The sequence below is a fragment of the Rhizobium sp. BK098 genome (assembly GCF_014193155.1).
Lineage (GTDB): Bacteria > Pseudomonadota > Alphaproteobacteria > Rhizobiales > Rhizobiaceae > Rhizobium.
Map to the genome: position 1 here is coordinate 1 of NZ_JACHYY010000014.1, position 20,004 is coordinate 20,004.

A 20,004-nucleotide genomic window follows, 5' to 3' on the forward strand; every position below is an offset into this window, starting at 1 on the left:
TGAATTCACTTCCAAGGCCTCGGCACATGCTATCAAGGATAACAAATATCCTTATCTCGTCCCCGTGTAAACAAAAGGTGAAGCTCTTGACCACCCCATCCCAATGCCGAGCCTCAGCAGGATGAATAGCTCTACTGGTTTCGCTCCGAGGCAACATAGCCTGCGCGATTCTTGCTGGACGACCGATTGCATTGAAAGGAGCAACTCGACGAGAGTCAGAATGACCGCCTTGAAGGGATATGAACCTGGGATCCGCTATCCACTTCGCGGCGTAAAATATACGCTGCAAATCAAGCAGTTAGTCAACTCCGATGTCCAAAAGGGGGCCGCAAGCGGACTATTCACAAGTCGGCAATTAACGCGGAAAGCGAACATGGGAGTTATTGGCGTGTGCACGCCGCAAACGGCGCAGAGGCTGTCGTTTGGTGTGTCGACCATAGACGCGCCGTCAGCCCGCCGAAGAGCGATGATTTGGCCTGATACGACTTCGGAACTCGACCGGCGCGGCAAACCCCCATCGTTTGGCTATGATTTTGAAAGTGCCGTGGCCGAATATTTCATGTCAGCATTTTCGATCGGACATCTTGAAGATGTCACCGGGGACAGCTAGAGAGACGTTATCATATAACATTACGGAGCTCTCTCTTGCTGCGCCATCTTTCGATTGCCGCCCTATTCGCTACCCTCGTTCCCATGGTGGCACTTGCTGATTCGGGCTCCTTGGACATCGCCGCGCCTTTCGAGATCAAGTCGCCGGATCCGGTCCTGTCGGGCGACATCTTTCTCAAAATGGATGTCGTCGAGACGCTAGTGAATGCCGATGCTTCCGGCAAATTGCTGCCCGGCCTTTCGGATGGCTGGACGGTGAGCGACGACAAGCTGGTCTGGCGTTTCCACGTCCGCCCCGGCGTGACGTTTCATGACGGCAGCGCGCTCACCGCAGAGGCGGCCGCACTCGCCCTGAACTGGTCCAGCAAGAAGGAAGGCGTTCTGACGCGAGCTCCGGTTGCGTCGATCGCGGCCGAGGGCGACGACGTCGTCATCACGCTCTCCAAGCCTTTCGCGGCGCTGCCGGCGTTTCTGGCCGAATACCGAGCCGGCATCCTCGCCCCGGCAGCCTATGCCCCGGACGGAGCCGTCACGGCGCTGATCGGCACAGGAGCGTTCAAGGCCACGAAGATCGAGCCGCCGATGACGCTGGAAGCGGTCCGTTTTGAGGCCTATTGGGGTGGCGCGGCCAAGATTCCAGCCGTGCATTATAGCGGCATCAGCCGATCCGAGACCCGCGCGCTGATGGCCGAAGCCGGCGATGCGGAAGTGGTCGTCAATCTCGATCCGGCTTCGGTCTCGCGGCTGAAATCGGTGGACACCCTTACGGTGGAATCCGTTTCCCTTCCGCGCTTGCTGCTCCTGAAGGTCAATATCGGACTGCCCTTCTTCGATACGGTTGAAGAGCGCAAGGCGCTCTCTCTGGCGATCGACCGCGCAGGTCTGGCGCAAGCAGTTCTTCGCTATCCAGCCGCGGCGACGCAGATATTCCCGCCAGCCATGGCTGGCTGGCATGACGACAAGCTTGAAGGGCTTGCTTATGACGCGGAGGCCGCAAAGGCCGCCTTAGCAGCTGCCGGCTGGAAGCCGGGGGCGGACGGTATTCTGGAGAAGGACGGCCAGCGTTTCGAGGTCGAACTTCTCACCTATCCCGACCGGCCGGAACTGCCGCTGACGGCGGCTGTGCTTGAACAATTGTTCCGCGACGTCGGCATTGCCGTGACGATCAATTCCACCAATTCCTCGGAAATACCCGCCAAGCATGCCGCCGGCACGCTGCAGATGGCTCTGTTTGCCCGCAATTTTGCTCTGGTGCCCGATCCGATCGGCACGCTGTTGCAGGACTATGCGCCGACGGGCGACTGGGGCGCCATGGGTTGGCGGAACGACGCGTTCGCGGCGGCCGTGCAGAAGATGGCGGCTGAAGGCGGGACCGATGCCGACCGCGCGGCTCTTGCCGCGACGCTGAATGCCGAATTGCCGGTGCTGCCGATCGCCTGGTATCAGCAAAGAGCCGCCGTTTCCAAGAAGGTCAAAGGCATCGTCATCGACCCCTATGAACGCAGTCTGGGGCTGAAATCGGCGGAGTTCGTCGAGTGATCTCAGTCTTCCGCGTGATTGCCTTCCGCCTTCTACAGGCGGCGGGCGTTGCTCTCGTGGTCGGCGTGATGTCGTTTCTGATGATGCAGGCCATGCCCGGAGACATGGCCTACCGCATCGCAGCCGCCCGCTATGGCTACGATATCGTCTCGGCCGAACTCGCCCAAGCGGTGCGCAATGAGTTGAACCTCGATTCCGGACCAGTCACGCAGTTTCTGCGCTGGATGGGCGATCTCGCCCGGTTCGATCTCGGCAAATCGCTGGTCTCGGGACAAAATGTCTGGGACGAGATCGCCCATCAGCTCGGCGCCAGCCTTCAGTTGGCGGCCGCAGCCTTGCTGCTGTCGCTGATGATCGGTCCGCCGCTCGGACTCTATGCCGGCCTCAACGCAGGCGGCCGCTTTGACCGCGCGCTTCTGATTGTCGCATCGGCCTTTCGCGCAATCCCGCAATTTCTGTTGGGTCTCGTGCTGATCGTGATCGTCGCCGTTCAGTTCCGGCTGCTGCCCTCTGCCGGTTACGGGCAGCCCCATCATTTCCTGCTGCCGTCGGCCACGCTCGCGCTTGGCCTTGCCGCCGCCTCGGCGCGCATTGCCCGGGACGCCATGGCCGCCGTCGCAGCCAGCCCCTTTTATGCTTTCGCTCGGACCAAAGGCCTGAGTGATATGGAGATCCTGTTCCGTCACGGACTTCGCAACATCGCAGCGCCCCTGGTGACGTATCTCGGTCTGCAATTCGTGTTGCTCGCCGAGGGCGTTGTGGTGGTCGAGACGATTTTCGGCTGGCCCGGCATCGGCCACGCGCTGATCCATGCCGTGTTTCACCGGGACGTGCCGATGGTTCAAGGGACCGCTTTGATCATGGGTCTGGCTTTCGTGTCGACCAACGCCATCGTCGATCTCGTCGCGCGGAGCATCGATCCACGCGGGGCGCCGGCATGACGATCAGTTCCTCACGTCTGGGATGGGCAATGCTCATCCTCCTCCTGGCCTTTGCCGTGATCGCTCCCGTCTTCGACACCGTCGGGCCATTCAAGCAGTCCCTTTTGAAGGCGCTGGCTGGCGCGGATGGATCGGCCCCCTTCGGTTACGACCATCTCGGCCGCTCCATGTTTTCACGCCTTGCGCATGCGTTGCGACTGTCGTTGCTGATCGCCTTTGCTACGACGGCGACGGCCGCCGTGATCGGCGTCGCGCTCGGCGCTTTGGCGAGCTGGCGCGGTGGCTGGATCGATCGCGGCTTGTCGCTGCTTGCCGATTCCTTTCTCGCGCTGCCGGCGCTTTTGATGGTGTTGATGATGGGCGTGATCCTTCCCTCGACACCGCTCGCCTTCTGGGCCGGCATCGCCGCGGTTCAATGGATCGAGTTCTTCCGCCTGACCCGTAGCGCCGCGCGCAGCCATCTGGCGAGCCCCGCGGTGGAAGCCGCGACCCTGCAAGGGTTCGGACCTTTCTGGATCTTCCGCCGTATCCTTTGGCCGGAGATCGGACCGATGCTGCGGACCGCCGCCGCCTTCGGCGTGGCAAACGCCATCGCCGCCATCGCTGCGCTCGGCTTTGTCAGTGTCGGCATGCGCGCGCCCACGCCCGAACTCGGGCTGATGATGGTCGAGCTTCTGCCGAGCTGGCGCGAAGCGCCGATGGCGCTGATCCAGCCCGTGCTCGCATGCTTCATGCTGCTTCTTTCCCTCAACCTGATCGCCGGAGGGCGGAAATGACGATGTTGATCGCCGAAGACGTCACGGTTCGCGCGGGAACGCAGGCGCTCGTCAATCCTGTTTCGCTCACTCTGGAGGCAGGCAAAGCGCTCACCGTGCTTGGGGAAAGCGGCTCCGGCAAGAGCCTGCTGGCCCAAGCCATTCTCGGTATCCTTCCCGAGGGGCTGGAAGCGGCCGGCAGGCTCAGCGTGAATGATCGACCGTTCGATCCTGCAAGGCCGCAGGCCAATCGCGCATTGTGGGGTCGCCACATTGCCGTGCTGCCACAGGAGCCGTGGCTGGCGCTCGACCCGCTGATGCCCGCACGCAAGCAGGTGGCGGAAGTCTATGAGCTCCTCCAGTCCGATCCCCAACCCGGCGACCGGGCGGGGGCGGATCTCGCCGACCTTGGACTGGCGGGCGCGGAACGGAAATTCCCATGGGAGCTTTCGGGCGGCATGGCGCAGCGGCTGGCCTTCGCCGCTGCGCGCGCCGGAGGCGGCGCGATCACCGTGGCCGACGAGCCGACCAAGGGTCTGGATGCCGGACGCCGCGACGACGTGCTGGCGCTGCTTCGGCGCGGCATCGCGGACGGTGGCGGTCTACTGACCATCACCCACGATCTCCAACTGGCCGCCGGATTGGGCGGCGAGATTCTGGTGATGCAGGGCGGCGATGTCGTGGAGCGCGGCCCGGCCGAGCGCATCCTTTCACAGCCCGAACATCCCTATACCCAGGCGCTTGTCGCATCCGATCCGACGAAATGGCCTCGACGCCTTGCGCCTACGGAGTCCTCGCCGCTGATCCGGGCGCAGCAGTTGCAGGTTTCGCGAAACGGGCGACGCCTGTTCGCTCCCGTCAGTTTCGACTTGTCTGCCGGCCAGATCCTGGGCGTCTTCGGCCCGTCCGGTTGCGGCAAATCGAGCCTTGGCAACGCCTTGCTCGGCCTGCTGCCGCATACCGGCTCGCTATGGCGCGATCCGGCGGCGCCGAAGCTGGCTTATCAGAAGCTCTGGCAGGACCCGCCAGCCGCCTTTCCAGCCCGAATCACATTGGGGCAAGGCCTCGATGACCTGATCCGCCTTCACAAGATCGACAGAGCGCGCATTCCGCCGCTGCTGGACAGATTGAAGCTGTCGCCCGACCTTCTCGGGCGCTTTCCGAACTCTGTTTCCGGCGGAGAACTCCAACGCATCGCTCTGTTGCGCGCGCTGCTACTTGACCCTGTCTTCCTGTTTGCGGATGAACCGACCTCGCGGCTGGACCCGGTCACACAGGCGCAGACCATACGGCTGATGGTCGATATCGCGACAGAGCGTGGGCTGGCCATCATGGTCGTAAGCCATGACGAGGCATTGCTTTCCGCTATCTCCGATGCGGTCATCCGCCTGCAAGTGACCTGAGTGCCTTGACGAGCCTTTCATGGAAAATGAGCAGCCGCATTCGGAGGCAACTTCAGCTTCCCAACAAAGTTCTTCCAAATTTCCCGTCTTTTTGAGTTAGTTTAGCTTTCCACACGTCAACGTCCTTGGAAAGCGAATCTAGTTTCATCTAGCAGTATGCTTAGGAACGTGTCGAAATAAGCGCGATGGCTCCGCAGCGTTGCCAACGAAATCACCACCGACCTGGTAGCGTCGCAGAAAGCGGCGCTGCGTTTCAACAAAAAGCGCGATAGCATTCGCCTTGAATAGATTTGAACCCTCGGCCTCATATCTGCGATTTGCTCAGCGCGTTGAATTTTTATGGCAATGTTCTCTGTCGTTAGTAGAATGAGCCTCCTCGGTTACTATCAATGCACCACACCTGCACAACCTCAAGCCGGTGATTGATGGCTGCAGTCGGGGGCGTGCCCGACGGTTGTGCTTGAATCGTTGTTGCAGGCGTTGGCTTGCTTGCTGCTCGATAAAGCGATCACCTCGCTCTCAAGATTTGCCCTTTCTGAGACAACAGATTCTGAAGCGGGCGAGAGCTGTTAGTCGGGTTGTAACCCAAGGTGAGTTCGATTGTCGGGGGTATGCCCGCCAGAGGGCGCGCGACGACATTCGGGGTCAAAAGATCCTTGGCATATGCTGGGATCAGTGTAACTCCTCCGCATGACACAACCACAGAAATCGTCGCTGAAAGGCTTCCGGCATCAAACTTAGGCTTCAGATTGATGCCGACCCTTGCAGCGTATTGCCTGACAACCGCATCCACTGCTGGAGAAGCGGTCGCGGAACCAATATAGATTTCTTCAGCAAGTTCTTGGGGCGATATCGTCTCGCGTTCCGCCAAACGGTGATCAGCGGGTAGCATCGCGACCAGTGGTTCCTCAAACAGGCTTATGAAGCATAGATTGGCGGCGTTTTTCTCTCGCCGAAGAAGTGCCGCATCGAGATCTCCTCGCATTAGCGCGAGAGCAAGTTCAGGAGACGACTGGCTTGAAAGTTTGAATTCAACGCCTGGGGCATCTTCCCGGAGAATGCGCATCACGCTTGGAAGCCAAGCCTCATGTCCGGCGAGAAACCCGATAGCGAACACGGGCCTCTCCGGCATCCCGGCTCTCCGGGCGCCCTCAACCGCGGCTTCGACCTGCGCAAGCGCCAGCCTCGCGTGATCCAGAAAGACTTTCCCAGCTTCCGTGAGCGATACACCGCGCGCTTGCCGCTCCAGCAATTTCACGCCGATCTCGGCCTCTAGGTCACGGATCTGACGGCTCAGCGACGGCTGTGAGGTGTTGAGCTGCTGCGCAGCCGCCAGTACGCTCCCGCGCTCGGCCACCGCGACGAAATAGCGAAGGTGACGAAGATCCATGAAGCACGTACTATACCGCTCAGGCATAGCTTGGCCAGACAAAGTCTTTGTTGCCGCTCGCCTTAACAGTTATTCCCTACCTGTCTCAACAGGAAGAGCAGATACCGAAAATTAGACCTATCATCGTGTTCTGCCGCGGCATCTGTGCTGACGGCTCGAGCTTCAGCAGGGTGACACCCGTCGGCACGGGCCGGCTGCCTTCTGAAGCCAGAGCAACCACGTGCGTCTTCTTTCAATGGCTTTGCAGATAGCAGCAAACGGAGCAAATTCGATGTCCACGATCACGACTAAAGACGGCGTAAAGATCTTCTACAAGGACTGGGGCTCAGGTCAGCCGATCGTTTTCAGCCACGGCTGGCCGCTGACCGCGGACGACTGGGATGCCCAGATGATGTTCTTCCTACATCACGGCTATCGGGTGATCGCCCACGACCGGCGCGGCCACGGTCGATCCGACCAACCCAGCACCGGCAACGACATGGATCATTGGGTATCCGACCTCGCAGCCCTGACGGAACACCTCGACCTGCGCGACGCGATCCATATCGGTCACTCGACGGGTGGTGGGGAGGTGGCTCGCTATGTCGCTCGCCATCCGGAGCGCGTCGCCAAGGCGGTGCTGGTCGCCTCACTGACGCCGAACATGTACCGGAGCGAGGACAATCCCGCCGGTCAGCCGCCAGAATGGTTCGAGGCGATCCGTGCAGGCGTGCTGGGCAACCGAGCTGAGTTCTTCCGTTTCGTCCCTGAGAATCCGTTCTATGGCTACAATCTGGATGGGGCCAAACCTTCGGAGGCAGTGATTGCGAACTGGTGGCGTCAGGGCATGACCGGCGGCGTCTTGGCACACTACGCAACTATCGACTCCTGGCTCGAAGATTATACTGAAGACCTCAAGAAGATCACCGTGCCGGTGCTGGTGATGCATGGCGAGGCCGATCAGGTCGTCCCTTTCGCAAGTTCAGTTCCGCGTGCGGTCGATCTGCTCAAGAACGGGTCGCTTAAAACCTACCCCGGCTATCCCCATGGCATGCTGACCACGCATGCGGATGTCCTCAACCCCGACCTGCTCTCGTTCATCAGGTCTTGACGACATCGACCGGACCGCGACCGTCATCCACGACAGAGGATCTGTCACCCGGCACTGCCGGGTGACAGCTGTTGGCGCTGGCACGTGGAGCCATTCAGAACTGTGCTTCCGACCTTTAGGTAACCTCAGGCCGGCGTTGCCGTCGTCTACGAGTTTTATAGTGCTCAGCTTTGGGACACTGACCACCGTGTCTGAACGGCTGACATGTGCGCAAAAACAGTCGTCCCAAGCTTGGCTGCCATGTCACATTTAAAGACCACGATCCCACAGCCAACAAGATCGGATCCGTTGATGTGAAGGGATCTGAACCGGCGACCCTGTTGTTATTGTAACGAGCCGCCGCCATGACTTTTCAATAGCATATATGGCATTGAGCCTGGGGGAATGCCCAATTTGCGCCGGCGGTGACTGTCCCGTTTGGATGTTGCGGGTGAAGTGGCTGCAATCGAGCGAGGGCATTCACTCCGGGGTTGGCCTGATCGGGACGACAGAGGTGTAATGGTGGCTGGAACTTGTGGAGCGTTGAACTCCGATCGGTCCTTTGCGAGGCAGCACGAAAGGCATAATCAAGCGCGGCCGCGCAACGTCCCGTTAAGGCGTAAATTGAGTAAAGGTGATCGAAGTGTACACCTCAGGAAGAACTTCCTTCATCACATCTCGCTCTGCCCCCGAGGCTCCAGATGCTACAACAATCGGATTGCTGCGTCGTCCCAATAGCCGAATGTAGCCGGCATCGACAATTTGCCCGGCACCAATTGTAATCGTGCTGGCGCCGCCCAGCGGGCTAACGTAACTGAACAGAAAATTATGGTCACCACCGGCCTCGATCTTTACGCCGTTGCTAAACTGGCTGATGCCGTACTGGCAATCCGCATAGGTGATGGCATAGCGGCCGGGTGCGATAGGCCTGAAAGACTGGGCATAGGAGCTGGCGTTCGCCACGCGATAAAGGAAAGTCGCCTGCATATCCTTCGGCTTCTTTTCATTGGGCAGCAGCCACCGCTCGGCGGAATAGATGTCTTCAAACGGCGTATTTTTATCAGGCTTGCCGTTGTCCATCCGGCGCAGGCGAATATGCCCTGAGCAATATTGATCACCCATCAGGTTCCCATCCACGATCCGGACGAGCAGCAAGGCACCTTTCTGGCTTCTTTTCGATGCAATCTGCGCGACAGCCGCGCTATGTTCAGCGGCCGCTTTGGCCGGATCTTGCCTTCCGGCACATCCTGTTAAAAGGCCTGCAATCAAGCCAATTCCGATCGTGGCAGAGAGTTTTACATGCATGTTAAAATTTTAGACGACCTGTTGTGAAATTGGCTTTTGAATATCCTGATGCTCAGGCAATCTGCTCCATGCGACATTGCTGACACATCGAGCAAAATGCCCATAAACGGTTTCAGGCTCCGCTTCCGAATTGGAACAAACACGTTAGCATAGTTCATGTTGTTATGCGCTCTGATGTAATTATGAAAACGTCGTGCTTGGATCTTTCTGAACGCACAAACTCCTTCGCCGCATGATTGTTTTTAGTGGCCACCTTTCGATCAACCGGAATATTGGCCCCGTCCCAAATGCTATCCAACCGCGCTTCAAATCCTGGTGAATGCCAAAATCCGCCTTCAATTCGAGAAACAAACAATCCATGGTCAACCGCACGTTCACAAATTGCGATAGCCGCGTCTGCAGAAACCTTCATCGTGACGCTTCCATCGAGATTAAAGAAATCATCGGCAGATTCGTATCGTCGTAGTGGATCGATTTTCATCGCCTTATTTCGCTAGATTCGACTGTCTGGAAACCAGTCAAAATCATTATCGAGACCGCAAGATAGGTACTCGTGAGCGGACGCGAAGACCAAGAATGGTGAATGGCTCATTTTATTAACAACTGGTTCACGCGCCCAGATATAGCAAAGCCATCCCCTTCGTTGCGTGCAGTCCATAACAACAGTACATCTTGGAATCGTTTGGGGTTCAAGCTAACAATGGTCGCAAATTTCTCCCAAAGCTCTTCGCTGAAACTCATCTCCCACGAGGCATCTTCAAATGAAGCCAAAATTAAAGCCGCGAGTGCTTCGGAATACTCGCGCGGCAAGTCTGTTTGGCTAAATAAGCCTATGAATTCCGCGATCCTACTAGAATCCGATAGTTCAATTTCCCAATCCTGTTCAAAGCCTGAAGCAGGCAGCTTCAAGGTCCGATTAAGATATGTTTTCGCGCTTTGGGTAACATGCCACATGTTAGGGCTTCGGATAAGCTGTTTTGACGCCTTTACCACCTGGCACCAGACGAATGGTCTTGGCAGGCTATATGAACCGTCAGGATTGTTAACTCTGACCGCTAGACCGTCTGGCACCGGAAGCGAAATAGCGCGCCCCTTTGCTTTATCTAAATTGTATTGATCGTCAACAAGCGTCTCAAAGCGTTATTTCATCCATTTTAGCTGCCGCTCCAATCCTAGAAAAAACAACGAAACTGCGTTAGCGGCCCTGAATTACGCAAATCGTTTCTGGATAATCGCCATATCGACCGTTAGCTAATATCACGTTTCCCTTCCTTTATTTTCTTAAACCAAAAGTCCCGACTTTGAGAATCGTGAAGGCGCTCAAAATTTCTCACAATTTTTGTGAGCTTCGGCCCTATATCCAGCTCATACATAAATAATGCCCTTGATAATCGCCCTTGAAGATCCAGCAGCTCCTCAAACTTTTGATCAGAATCCTCTCGTGTTCCCAATTCTATTTCATCCAGCAGCCGATCACACGCGTCCTCGCAAGCCGAGAAAGACTGCCTGAGTTGAGTCTTTGCTTCTGAATAATTGGCTAGCCGCTCATCCAGGATTTGCTTCAATAATGAGATGTCCATAGCCTTACCTTATAGGTTGGATATGGCCAACCTGCCCCGTCGCCGGATTATATATCATTTCTAATCCTGCCCCTTCATAGCGGAAATATCCGACAGCGCCTTGTGGATCGGGCATAATTTTGGGATTGCTATCCAAGACTGCTCTCGCCTGCAAGAAAGGGGCCGGTCTCCCGTTTTTATAGAGATACTCATAATATGATTTGCTAAACTTAATCCCGTCAGCACTGTAGAATTGTCCATCGAACTCTATTGGTCGCCCACCCGAGGTATTAACACCAACCGCCGCCCGCTGAGCAGCTGCAACATTACGATATGTTTCGCCGTTCGGCCCAACGATGACAACATTGCCTGCTTCATCGATGACACGAACATATCCCGTGGGCAGGCCAGCGACGTTGTTGGAAGCTCCCGTAGTCTCCCCGATAATACTTCTAGGGTCAGGACCCATCGATTTGAACTGACGGCTGTGATTCAGACGGGCGTATAGGAGCCCGACTAATGAGTAATTTGTTTTGGCTGACGGACGAGCAGATGGCCCGTCTTCAGCCTTATTTTCCCAAGAGCCATGGTCGCCAGCGCGTTGATGATCGACGCGTTCTGAGCGGCATCATCTTCGTAAACCGCAACGGTCTGCGGTGGTGCGATGCGCCGAAGGAATACGGTCCCTCCAAGACGCTTTATAACCGGTGGAAACGCTGGGGCGACAAGGGCATCTTTATTCAGATAATGGAAGGCCTGGCTGTGCCTGAAGCTGCAGAGCGCAAGACCATTATGATCGATGCGACCTATCTCAAGGCCCACCGCACGGCTTCCAGCCTGCGGGTAAAAAAGGGGGCGCGGGCCGCCTAATTGGGCGCACGAAAGGCGGCATGAACACCAAGCTTCATGCCGTAACGGATGCGAGTGGTCGCCCGATCAGTTTCTTCATAACGGCCGGTCAGGTCAGCGATTACACCGGTGCTGCCGCCTTGCTTGATGAGCTTCCCAAGGCCAAATGGCTGTTGGCCGACCGTGGCTATGATGCCGACTGGTATCGTGACGCTTTACAAGCAAAGGGGATAACGCCCTGCATTCCGGGTCGGAAATCCCGCAACAAGACCATCAAATACGACAAACGCCGCTACAAACGGCGCAACCGGATCGAGATCATGTTCGGGCGTCTCAAAGACTGGCGTCGTGTCGCTACGCGCTATGACAGATGCTCGATGGCCTTCTTCTCCGCTATCGCTCTCGCCGCAACCGTCATCTTCTGGCTATGAGCAATGAGTCCTGAGCCTAGGAAGACGAAAAATCAAAATCAAGATCTCAGTGCAGCTTGAACTCGCCGTCGACACGGCGCCATTCGTTTGGACCGATCAGCCGGTGGTGACTGTAGCGGACGGAGTGTAGAGGCCCTTCGAGCGTAGCCTTCCAGAAATCCAGGAACTTGTGCATCTCCGGAAAATCGGGCGCCAGATCGTAGTCCTGCCAGACATAGGTCTGCAGCACGGATTCGAAATCGGGAATGCGGTAAAGGATGTGTGCGGTGGTGAGGCCGTAGCCGTTGAGCTGCCGTTCCAGATTCGATGAGAATTGCATGCTTCATCTCCGTTTCATGACATTGTGAAGGTGGCGCAAAATCTTGCAACCATCAACAGCTTTCTGAACGCTTCGATGCTGTTTCTTGTTCCTTTCCAGTATGTTAGCAGCCGCAAACGTCGAGTGCTAATTTTTCCTCTCGCCCCCTTGAAATCGAAAAAAGCCGAAAATAAATTTTTTCGCGCGAACGCTCGATTGAGGTTCGCACCCGCCCGGGCTGGTCATCCGGTCCGGCTAGGGTTTTCGACGTCATCATTTTTGCTCAACGGAGGAAAACATGTCGTTCCGACCACTTCACGACCGCATTCTCGTCCGCCGGGTCGAATCCGAAGAAAAGACCAAAGGCGGCATCATCATCCCCGATACCGCCAAGGAAAAGCCGCAGGAGGGCGAGGTCATCGCCGTCGGCCCGGGCGCCCGCAACGAGGCCGGCCAGATCCAGGCGCTCGACGTCAAGGCCGGTGACCGCATCCTGTTCGGCAAATGGTCCGGCACCGAGATCAAGATCAACGGCGAAGACCTGCTGATCATGAAGGAAAGCGATGTCATGGGCATCATCGAAGCCCAGGCCGAACAGCGAAAAGCTGCCTGAGCCATCGACACTACGACCATCAGTCAGATAGCTGCCTATTGAGGAGTTAAGGAAATGGCTGCAAAAGAAGTCAAGTTTCACACCGATGCCCGTGAGCGCATGTTGCGCGGGGTCGATGTGCTCGCCAACGCGGTGAAGGTCACGCTTGGCCCCAAGGGCCGCAACGTCGTGATCGACAAGTCCTTCGGCGCTCCGCGCATCACCAAGGACGGCGTATCGGTCGCCAAGGAAATCGAGCTTGAAGACAAGTTCGAGAACATGGGCGCCCAGATGCTGCGCGAGGTCGCTTCCAAGACCAATGATCTTGCCGGCGACGGCACGACGACCGCGACCGTTCTCGCCCAGGCGATCGTCAAGGAAGGCGCCAAGGCGGTGGCCTCCGGCATGAACCCGATGGACCTGAAACGCGGTATCGATCTTGCCGTCGATGCCGTCGTCAAGGAACTGAAGAACAACGCGCGCAAGATCACCAGCAACTCCGAGATCGCCCAGGTCGGCACCATCTCCGCCAATGGCGACTCAGAGATCGGCCGCTATCTCGCAGAAGCGATGGAAAAGGTTGGCAACGAAGGCGTCATCACCGTCGAAGAAGCAAAGACCGCCGAGACCGAGCTTGAAGTGGTCGAGGGCATGCAGTTCGACCGCGGCTACCTGTCGCCCTACTTCGTCACCAACCAGGACAAGATGCGGGTGGAACTCGAGGACCCCTACATCCTGATCCATGAGAAGAAGCTGTCGAACCTCCAGGCTATGCTGCCGGTTCTCGAAGCCGTCGTGCAGTCCGGCAAGCCGCTCTTGATCATCGCTGAAGACGTCGAAGGCGAAGCTCTTGCAACGCTCGTCGTCAACAAGCTGCGCGGTGGTCTCAAGATCGCTGCTGTCAAGGCCCCGGGCTTCGGCGACCGCCGCAAGGCCATGCTGGAAGACATCGCCATCCTCACGGGCGGTACTGTCGTCTCCGAAGACCTTGGCATCAAGCTCGAAAACGTCACACTCAACATGCTCGGCCGCGCCAAGAAGGTGGCGATCGAAAAGGAAAACACGACCATCATCGACGGCGTCGGCTCCAAGGCAGAAATTGACGGTCGCGTCACGCAGATCCGTGCGCAGATTGAGGAAACCACCTCGGACTACGACCGCGAAAAGCTGCAGGAACGTCTCGCCAAGCTCGCCGGCGGCGTCGCCGTAATCCGCGTCGGCGGCTCGACGGAAGTGGAAGTCAAGGAGAAGAAGGACCGGGTCGACGATGCACTGCATGCGACACGCGCCGCAGTCGAGGAAGGCATCCTTCCCGGTGGCGGTGTGGCGCTGCTGCGCGCGGTGAAGGCTCTCGACAATCTCTCTACCGCCAACCAGGACCAGAAGGTCGGCGTCGAGATCGTCCGCCGGGCGATCGAGGCTCCGGTCCGCCAGATCGCCGAGAACGCTGGCGCCGAAGGTTCGGTCGTCGTCGGCAAGCTGCGCGAGAAGGCCGAATTCTCCTATGGCTGGAACGCCCAGACCGGAGAATATGGTGATCTCTATGCCCAGGGCGTGATCGATCCCGCCAAGGTCGTGCGCACTGCATTGCAGGATGCCGCATCAGTGGCCGGCCTTCTCGTCACGACGGAAGCCATGATTGCCGAGAAGCCCAAGAAAGAGGCCGCTCCGGCCCTGCCCGCCGGTGCCGGCATGGATTTCTAAGGCGATCGCCGCCGGAGTCCCGTCTCACCTTTGAGAGACGGGACTCGTCAAACCATCGAATAAGTTCCATCGGTCAAGATCAATGGAGCCAGGCCATGAGAAAGGAAAGCATCAGCAATTCGATACCGGAGAATGCCACAGCCGCGCTCAGCGCCGCGCATCTGCTTCATCCGGCCAAACACTTCGACCACCCGCGTGACGTGCTTGCCGCCGCTGACATCGGTGACGAGGAAAAGCGGGCCATTCTTGCCTCCTGGGCATCCGATATCTTTGCCATCGAGTCCATTCCGGCTCTTCGGCTTTACCCTGGTGCGGACAGAGCGGTCTCCTACGATGAGATCATCGAAGCGCTGAAGACCTTGGACAAAGACGACCGTCAATCCGAAGAGCGAGACTCATCCAGTTCCTTCGACATCAGCCAGACGCCCCGCCGCAGGCCAAGATCGCGCCGGTTCGGCGGCCTCGGGCTCTGCAGCTTCCGGAAAGGAGATCGCCGCCGACAGCCGTTCGAGATCTAGCCATTTCATCTGATGCCGCCTGCCTCTTTGAGGATGCGGCCTTGATTTTTACCGACGATTCTTTGCTCAACTGAGGAGATTTTGCCGATGAAGATCGCCCAGATCGCACCGCTCGCTGAAAGTGTTCCGCCCAAGCTGTACGGGGGAACCGAGCGCATTGTTTCCTATCTCACCGAAGAACTTGTCGCTCAGGGCCATGACGTCACGCTTTTTGCCAGCGGCGACTCCGCCACCAACGCCAAGCTGGTGGCGTGCTCGGATGTCGCCCTCAGGCTCAGCCCGGCTGTCCGGGATCACCTGCCGCACCAGGTCGTGATGTTGGAGGAGATCCGGCGGCGGGCGCACGAATTCGACGTGCTTCATTTTCATATTGATCTCATGCATTTTCCGCTGATCCGGGACTTTGCCGATCGCACCGTCACGACATTGCATGGACGCCTCGATCTGCCGGATCTCAAGCCCTTCTACCAGGCTTTTCCCGATATTCCGCTGGTCTCGATCTCCAATGATCAGCGCCGCCCGATGCCGCCGGTCAACTGGGTCGGAACAGTCTACCATGGGCTGCCCGTCGGCCTGCTGCCGTTTACGGAAAAGCCCATGGGCAATTACCTTGCCTTCCTCGGGCGGATATCGCCAGAAAAGCGGCCTGATCGTGCCATCGAGATTGCGGCGAGGGTCGGCATGCCTCTCAAAATCGCCGCCAAGATCGACAATGCTGACAAGGCCTATTGGGAGACGGTGATCGAGCCGATGGTCAAGAGCCATCCGAATGTCGAATTCATCGGAGAGATTAACGAGCACCAGAAGGCCGGCTTCCTCGGCAATGCGCGCGCACTGCTGTTCCCGATCGACTGGCCGGAGCCGTTCGGACTGGTCATGGTCGAAGCTATGGCGTGTGGAACGCCCGTCATCGCGTTCGGATGCGGCTCCGTGCCGGAAGTCATCGACAATGGTGTGTCGGGTATTCTCGTCGACAGCATGACGGAAGCGGTCGAGAACGTCGAATGGGCGCTCAGAATGGATCGAAAGAAGGTGCGTGCGACATTCGAGAAGCGTTTCAGCGCAGAACGGATGGCGCGGGACTATATCGATCTCTATCGAAGCTTGCCTGGCGTTCGCACGAAGGCGGCCCCGCTACGCCGCGCCAATGGCCAAGGCCTGGATCTCCAGGTTGTTGCATAGGAGGGGATCGCCATGACGGCCGCTTTTGTGGATAGCAAGTCATCCTTCGCACCGGTAGAGCGAGCCGCGCCGGTGGCGCAGTTCTTTATCCCAGCGGCCGCCTCGCTGCAGGAGCGACGACCGCGCACCCTGAAGCACGGCGATACCTTCGCCGTCTTCGATCACAATGGAGATGCGCTTTCCGGCCCGGGTAGCCCGGAAGGCCTTTTCTACCGCGATACGCGCTATCTCTCGCATCTCTACCTGACCATCAACGGCAAGAGGCCAATGCTGTTGTCGTCGACGCTGCGCGACGACAACGCGACGCTCACCTGCGACCTCACCAATCCCGATCTTTTCGACGAGAAGGGCAAGCTCACACTCGGGCATGATCTCATTCATCTGCGCAGGTCCCGTTTTCTGTGGAGTGCCCGTTGCTATGAACGGCTGGCCGTCAGGAACTATGACGATCGGCCACAACACGTTCGTATCGAAATCTCGTTCGGGGCGGATTTCGCTGATCTGTTCGAGGTGCGGGGGACCGCAAGAGCCAGGAAGGGGCGCACTCTACCTACCGTGCTGGAGCAGGGTTCAGTCGTGTTGTCCTATATCGGATTAGATGAGCGGAAACGATCGACGTCCCTCACATTCAATCCTTGGCCCGATGAAATCCGCAACGATGGGGCTGTCTATGACCTTCGGCTGGAGCCGCATGAGACGCGGTCGCTTTTCATTGAGATCGCCTGCGATCAGGCCGCAGTTGACCGGCCGAGCCACCGCTCCTTCTTCCTGGCCATGCGGGATGCCCGCCGCGCCTTGCGCTCCTCGTCCTCGCGCGCGGCGTCGATCGCCACATCCAACGAGATCTTCAACGAGGTCGCGCGACGCAGCATCTCCGACCTCTACATGCTGATGACCGACAAACCGGAAGGGCCGTACCCTTATGCCGGCATTCCCTGGTTCAGCACCGTCTTCGGGCGCGACGCACTGATCACCGCGCTGGAAACGCTCTGGCTCGATCCGCAGATCGCCCGCGGCGTGCTCGGGCATTTGGCAGCCAACCAGGCGACGGAGATTGATCCCGCCTCCGATGCAGAGCCCGGAAAGATCCTGCATGAGGTGCGCTATGGCGAGATGGCCGAACTCGGTGAGGTCCCTTTCCGCCGCTACTATGGCAGCATCGACTCCACCCCGCTGTTCGTGATGTTGGCTGGCGAGTATCTCAAACGGACCGGAGATCTCGCCGTCATCGAGTGCCTTCTGCCGCATATCGAGTCCGCTCTCACCTGGATCGATGAACATGGCGATCGTGACGGCGACGGCTTCGTTGAATATGGACGCATGACGGACGAAGGGCTGATCAACCAGGCCTGGAAGGACAGTCACGACTCTGTCTTCCATGCTGACGGAACATTGGCGAAGGGGCCGATCGCGATTGCGGAGGTTCAGGCCTATGTTTACGGCGCCTGGCAGGCGGCGGCCGACATCTTCCGGCGGCTTGGCCGGCCGGAACGGGCGGCGAAGTTTCTTGCACGAGCGGAGGGCTTGCGCCGCGCCTTCGATACGAGCTTCTTTGACGAGGACCTTGGAACGTATGTCCTGGCTCTCGACGGAGACAAGCGCCCCTGTCGCGTTCGCTCCTCCAATTCCGGCCATGCGCTGTTCACCGGCATCGCTTATCCTGAACGAGCCGCCCAAGTAACCCGCACCCTGATGAGTGCCTCGTCCTTCTGCGGCTGGGGCATCCGCACGATCCCGTCGACCGAGCCGCGCTATAATCCAATGAGCTATCACAACGGCTCGATCTGGCCGCACGACAATGCCCTGATCGCCAGCGGCCTTGCCCGCTATGGCTATCAGGCGGAAGCGGCCCGCATCTTCGAGGGTTTGTTCGCGGCATCGACCTATATCGACCTGCGTCGGCTTCCGGAACTCTTTTGCGGATTGCCGCGTCAGCGCGCGCAGGGGCCGACCTTCTATCCAGTCGCATGCTCGCCACAGGCGTGGGCGGCTGCAGCGCCACTTCTTCTACTGCAATCGTGCCTCGGCCTCGATTTCGATCCGAACGCCCTGCACATCAGCTTCAATGAACCGCGATTGCCTTCTTTTCTCGATGAGGTGACCCTGCGGCGCCTGCAGATCGGGAATGGCTCGGCCGATGTGACCATCCGCCGATCCGGCCGTCATGTCGTTGTCGACATCGTCGATCGTCGAGGCGATGTCCGCGTGCTCACGACGGCCTGAGGCAGCATTTGCCAGGCGGCATAGCTGCCGCCTTGCCTATTCGGCCTCGTCATCGTCCGAATCCAGCAGGTCGATCAGGACAGCAGTCCTGCCCGTCGTCAGACGCCGACCTTCGCCCATCAAGGCTTCGTCGTTGTTGGCCCAGGCAAATGCCTCGGCGAGTCCAGTTTGCGTCGCGCCGGTCGCGATGACATCCGCCACCAGCGTTTCATCGACAGGTCCAAGGACGGCGATGACGTCGTCGGAAGTCATTGGCATACCATTGCTACTTTCTTGACTGATCCGTATCTGGCCTCACCCGGATCTTGGGACTGAAACGAAAATCAATTTTTTACACCGGGCAATTCCAACAGCTCTTGAACCATCAACTAGCTGAATTATATAAATAATGTTCGATTGCCCAACGGGGATCGAATAGTCCAGGAGGCGCCATGTGCTCTTGGCGTCTCCTTGTATCCATGTTGCTTACAAGGAGGATATGGCTATGAGGACAAACCTCGATTTTTCTCCCCTGTTCCGGTCGAGCATCGGCTTCGACCGAATGTTGAATGCGCTCGAGGCTGCAAGCCGCGTCGAGACGATCGACAACTGGCCGCCCTACGACATCGTTAAGTCTGGTGAGGACGAATACCGCATCGCCATGGCGGTGGCGGGCTTCTCGCAAGACGAGCTGACGATTACCCAAGAGCAGAACATGCTCTTCGTATCGGGTCAGAAGGCAAATGCTGACGATGTGCAGTATCTGCATCGCGGCATCGCCGGCCGTACGTTCCAGCGTCGGTTCGAGCTCGCCGATCATGTCAAGGTCGTCGGTGCCGGCCTCGTCAACGGTCTGCTGACCATCGATCTCAAGCGCGAAATCCCTGAAGCGATGAAGCCGCGCCGGATCGAGATTTCGACCGACATGGCTCTGCCGAAGGCCGAGACGAAGCAGATCGAAGCCGACAAGCAGGCGGCATAAGCTCCAATAACAGCAATTAGCAAAAGCGGCGCCGGGCACATCGTCCGGCGCCGACGGAAAAGCTTTGCCGATTGAACCAATAGAAAGGAGGAAAACCATGAGTGTTCGTGATCTGATTCCCTGGGGCCGCAACAACGGCAACCAGGTTCCGAGTGTCCTGCGCGACGAGGACCGGGATCCGTTCCTATCGCTGCATCGCGAGGTGAACCGTCTGTTCGATGACGTCTTCCGCGGCTTCGGTTCCGGCCTGACGTCCTTCGGCAATGGCTCCGCATTCAGCGCCGGCTGGCCGAGTGTTGAGATCTCCGATACCGACAAGGAGATCAAGGTAACAGCCGAAGTGCCCGGCCTCGAGGAAAAAGATATCGAGGTGTTGCTCGATGACGGCGTCTTGACCCTGAAGGGCGAGAAGCGCTCCGAGACCGAAGACAAGGATCGCCAGTTCACCGAGCGTTATTACGGCCGCTTCGAGCGCCGCATCCCGCTCGGGGTCGAGGTCAAGGATGACCAGGTCGACGCTCGCTTCAAGAACGGCGTGTTGACCGTGACCTTGCCGAAGAGCGAGAAGGCGCAGTCGCAGGTCAAGCGCATCGCTATTAGACATTAACGTAAAAGCCGGAGGACGTCCTCCGGCTTTTTCCGCGTCAGTGGGTTCAAGAAGAAGGACGGAAAACTT

At 58.3% G+C, this 20,004-nt stretch carries 21 protein-coding genes; 14 read left to right on the top strand and 7 right to left on the bottom strand.

Features of this window, described 5'->3' with window-relative positions; translation table 11 throughout:
* Window positions 1–220 precede the first annotated feature (220 nt).
* Genes FHT73_RS25945 through FHT73_RS25965 form a run of 5 tightly spaced genes read left to right on the top strand, consistent with a single transcriptional unit; the run spans window position 221 to window position 5,247 of the window.
* On the top strand, window positions 221–610 hold the full coding sequence (locus tag FHT73_RS25945) for a hypothetical protein (RefSeq protein ID WP_183715795.1): 390 nt from the start codon (window positions 221–223) through the stop codon (window positions 608–610).
* A gap of 35 nt (window positions 611–645) precedes the next feature.
* A complete protein-coding gene (locus FHT73_RS25950) occupies window positions 646–2,148 on the top strand; it encodes an ABC transporter substrate-binding protein (protein WP_210290491.1) in 1,503 nt (500 codons plus the stop codon).
* Window positions 2,145–3,089: an ABC transporter permease gene (locus FHT73_RS25955; RefSeq protein WP_348648164.1), complete on the top strand. Its 945-nt coding sequence runs from the start codon at window positions 2,145–2,147 to the stop codon at window positions 3,087–3,089. The genes FHT73_RS25950 and FHT73_RS25955 overlap by 4 nt, the downstream gene beginning before the upstream one ends.
* Before the next feature lie 29 nt (window positions 3,090–3,118).
* On the top strand, window positions 3,119–3,865 hold the full coding sequence (locus FHT73_RS25960; protein WP_210290492.1) for an ABC transporter permease: 747 nt from the start codon (window positions 3,119–3,121) through the stop codon (window positions 3,863–3,865).
* Window positions 3,862–5,247 carry an ATP-binding cassette domain-containing protein gene (locus FHT73_RS25965; RefSeq protein WP_183715799.1) on the top strand — a complete coding sequence of 462 codons (1,386 nt, stop codon included), beginning with the start codon at window positions 3,862–3,864 and terminating at the stop codon, window positions 5,245–5,247. Before FHT73_RS25960 ends, FHT73_RS25965 begins: the two co-directional genes overlap by 4 nt.
* A 508-nt stretch (window positions 5,248–5,755) precedes the next feature.
* Here the strand turns inward: FHT73_RS25965 and FHT73_RS25970 are convergent.
* Complete coding sequence (locus FHT73_RS25970) at window positions 5,756–6,637, bottom strand: LysR family transcriptional regulator (protein ID WP_183715801.1); 882 nt, start codon at window positions 6,635–6,637, stop codon at window positions 5,756–5,758.
* 271 nt (window positions 6,638–6,908) lie between these two features.
* Between FHT73_RS25970 and FHT73_RS25975 the strand changes: the two genes are divergently transcribed.
* On the top strand, window positions 6,909–7,727 hold the full coding sequence (locus tag FHT73_RS25975; RefSeq protein ID WP_183715804.1) for an alpha/beta hydrolase: 819 nt from the start codon (window positions 6,909–6,911) through the stop codon (window positions 7,725–7,727).
* A 591-nt stretch (window positions 7,728–8,318) separates the two neighbouring features.
* Here the strand turns inward: FHT73_RS25975 and FHT73_RS25980 are convergent.
* The 4 genes from FHT73_RS25980 to FHT73_RS25995 form a co-directional block, all read right to left on the bottom strand.
* Complete coding sequence (locus FHT73_RS25980) at window positions 8,319–9,011, bottom strand: hypothetical protein (RefSeq protein ID WP_183715806.1); 693 nt, start codon at window positions 9,009–9,011, stop codon at window positions 8,319–8,321.
* 154 nt (window positions 9,012–9,165) lie between these two features.
* Window positions 9,166–9,492, bottom strand: coding sequence for a colicin immunity protein (locus tag FHT73_RS25985; protein ID WP_183715808.1), 327 nt, complete (start codon window positions 9,490–9,492; stop codon window positions 9,166–9,168).
* Between the two features lie 107 nt (window positions 9,493–9,599).
* Window positions 9,600–9,965 (bottom strand): hypothetical protein, encoded by a 366-nt coding sequence (locus FHT73_RS25990; RefSeq protein ID WP_183715810.1) that lies wholly within the window; start codon window positions 9,963–9,965, stop codon window positions 9,600–9,602.
* Window positions 9,966–10,258: 293 nt separating this feature from the next.
* A complete protein-coding gene (locus tag FHT73_RS25995; protein WP_183715812.1) occupies window positions 10,259–10,591 on the bottom strand; it encodes a hypothetical protein in 333 nt (110 codons plus the stop codon).
* Between the two features lie 498 nt (window positions 10,592–11,089).
* On the opposite strand from FHT73_RS25995, the gene FHT73_RS26000 reads away from it, so the two are divergent.
* A protein-coding gene (locus FHT73_RS26000) for an IS5 family transposase (RefSeq protein WP_183715814.1) occupies window positions 11,090–11,850 on the top strand; the annotation gives its coding sequence in 2 pieces (ribosomal slippage) (window positions 11,090–11,414 and window positions 11,414–11,850; 762 coding nt in all).
* A 46-nt stretch (window positions 11,851–11,896) separates the two neighbouring features.
* On the opposite strand, the gene FHT73_RS26005 is transcribed toward FHT73_RS26000, so the two are convergent.
* Window positions 11,897–12,169, bottom strand: coding sequence for an usg protein (locus FHT73_RS26005; RefSeq protein WP_183715816.1), 273 nt, complete (start codon window positions 12,167–12,169; stop codon window positions 11,897–11,899).
* A 277-nt stretch (window positions 12,170–12,446) separates the two neighbouring features.
* Here FHT73_RS26005 and groES point away from each other — a divergent pair, with 277 nt between their 5' ends.
* From groES to FHT73_RS26030, 5 genes are all read left to right on the top strand, one after another.
* Window positions 12,447–12,761: a co-chaperone GroES gene (groES, locus tag FHT73_RS26010; RefSeq protein WP_183715817.1), complete on the top strand. Its 315-nt coding sequence runs from the start codon at window positions 12,447–12,449 to the stop codon at window positions 12,759–12,761.
* A 54-nt stretch (window positions 12,762–12,815) separates the two neighbouring features.
* Window positions 12,816–14,444 carry a chaperonin GroEL gene (groL, locus tag FHT73_RS26015; protein WP_183715819.1) on the top strand — a complete coding sequence of 543 codons (1,629 nt, stop codon included), beginning with the start codon at window positions 12,816–12,818 and terminating at the stop codon, window positions 14,442–14,444.
* Window positions 14,445–14,539: 95 nt separating this feature from the next.
* Entirely contained in the window at window positions 14,540–14,962 is a 423-nt protein-coding gene (locus FHT73_RS26020; RefSeq protein ID WP_183715821.1) for a hypothetical protein, read from the top strand.
* Window positions 14,963–15,049: 87 nt separating this feature from the next.
* On the top strand, window positions 15,050–16,144 hold the full coding sequence (locus FHT73_RS26025) for a glycosyltransferase family 4 protein (protein WP_183715823.1): 1,095 nt from the start codon (window positions 15,050–15,052) through the stop codon (window positions 16,142–16,144).
* Window positions 16,145–16,156: 12 nt separating this feature from the next.
* A complete protein-coding gene (locus FHT73_RS26030) occupies window positions 16,157–18,367 on the top strand; it encodes an amylo-alpha-1,6-glucosidase (protein ID WP_183715824.1) in 2,211 nt (736 codons plus the stop codon).
* Between the two features lie 36 nt (window positions 18,368–18,403).
* On the opposite strand, the gene FHT73_RS26035 is transcribed toward FHT73_RS26030, so the two are convergent.
* Window positions 18,404–18,625: a hypothetical protein gene (locus tag FHT73_RS26035; protein ID WP_183715826.1), complete on the bottom strand. Its 222-nt coding sequence runs from the start codon at window positions 18,623–18,625 to the stop codon at window positions 18,404–18,406.
* Between the two features lie 226 nt (window positions 18,626–18,851).
* Between FHT73_RS26035 and FHT73_RS26040 the strand changes: the two genes are divergently transcribed.
* Both FHT73_RS26040 and FHT73_RS26045 read left to right on the top strand, forming a co-directional pair.
* A complete protein-coding gene (locus tag FHT73_RS26040) occupies window positions 18,852–19,328 on the top strand; it encodes an Hsp20 family protein (RefSeq protein WP_183715829.1) in 477 nt (158 codons plus the stop codon).
* Between the two features lie 97 nt (window positions 19,329–19,425).
* On the top strand, window positions 19,426–19,935 hold the full coding sequence (locus tag FHT73_RS26045; RefSeq protein WP_183715832.1) for an Hsp20/alpha crystallin family protein: 510 nt from the start codon (window positions 19,426–19,428) through the stop codon (window positions 19,933–19,935).
* Window positions 19,936–20,004: the final 69 nt, after the last annotated feature.

Coding starts and splice junctions, on each gene's coding strand:
- FHT73_RS25945 (WP_183715795.1), top strand. CDS start 221: ATGACCGCCTTGAAGGGATATGAACCTGGGATCCGCTATCCACTTCGC.
- FHT73_RS25960 (WP_210290492.1), top strand. CDS start 3,119: ATGCTCATCCTCCTCCTGGCCTTTGCCGTGATCGCTCCCGTCTTCGAC.
- FHT73_RS25965 (WP_183715799.1), top strand. CDS start 3,862: ATGACGATGTTGATCGCCGAAGACGTCACGGTTCGCGCGGGAACGCAG.
- FHT73_RS25970 (WP_183715801.1), bottom strand. CDS start 6,637: ATGGATCTTCGTCACCTTCGCTATTTCGTCGCGGTGGCCGAGCGCGGG.
- FHT73_RS25975 (WP_183715804.1), top strand. CDS start 6,909: ATGTCCACGATCACGACTAAAGACGGCGTAAAGATCTTCTACAAGGAC.
- FHT73_RS25980 (WP_183715806.1), bottom strand. CDS start 9,011: ATGCATGTAAAACTCTCTGCCACGATCGGAATTGGCTTGATTGCAGGC.
- FHT73_RS25985 (WP_183715808.1), bottom strand. CDS start 9,492: ATGAAAATCGATCCACTACGACGATACGAATCTGCCGATGATTTCTTT.
- FHT73_RS25990 (WP_183715810.1), bottom strand. CDS start 9,965: ATGTGGCATGTTACCCAAAGCGCGAAAACATATCTTAATCGGACCTTG.
- FHT73_RS25995 (WP_183715812.1), bottom strand. CDS start 10,591: ATGGACATCTCATTATTGAAGCAAATCCTGGATGAGCGGCTAGCCAAT.
- FHT73_RS26005 (WP_183715816.1), bottom strand. CDS start 12,169: ATGCAATTCTCATCGAATCTGGAACGGCAGCTCAACGGCTACGGCCTC.
- groES (WP_183715817.1), top strand. CDS start 12,447: ATGTCGTTCCGACCACTTCACGACCGCATTCTCGTCCGCCGGGTCGAA.
- groL (WP_183715819.1), top strand. CDS start 12,816: ATGGCTGCAAAAGAAGTCAAGTTTCACACCGATGCCCGTGAGCGCATG.
- FHT73_RS26020 (WP_183715821.1), top strand. CDS start 14,540: ATGAGAAAGGAAAGCATCAGCAATTCGATACCGGAGAATGCCACAGCC.
- FHT73_RS26025 (WP_183715823.1), top strand. CDS start 15,050: ATGAAGATCGCCCAGATCGCACCGCTCGCTGAAAGTGTTCCGCCCAAG.
- FHT73_RS26030 (WP_183715824.1), top strand. CDS start 16,157: ATGACGGCCGCTTTTGTGGATAGCAAGTCATCCTTCGCACCGGTAGAG.
- FHT73_RS26035 (WP_183715826.1), bottom strand. CDS start 18,625: ATGCCAATGACTTCCGACGACGTCATCGCCGTCCTTGGACCTGTCGAT.
- FHT73_RS26040 (WP_183715829.1), top strand. CDS start 18,852: ATGAGGACAAACCTCGATTTTTCTCCCCTGTTCCGGTCGAGCATCGGC.
- FHT73_RS26045 (WP_183715832.1), top strand. CDS start 19,426: ATGAGTGTTCGTGATCTGATTCCCTGGGGCCGCAACAACGGCAACCAG.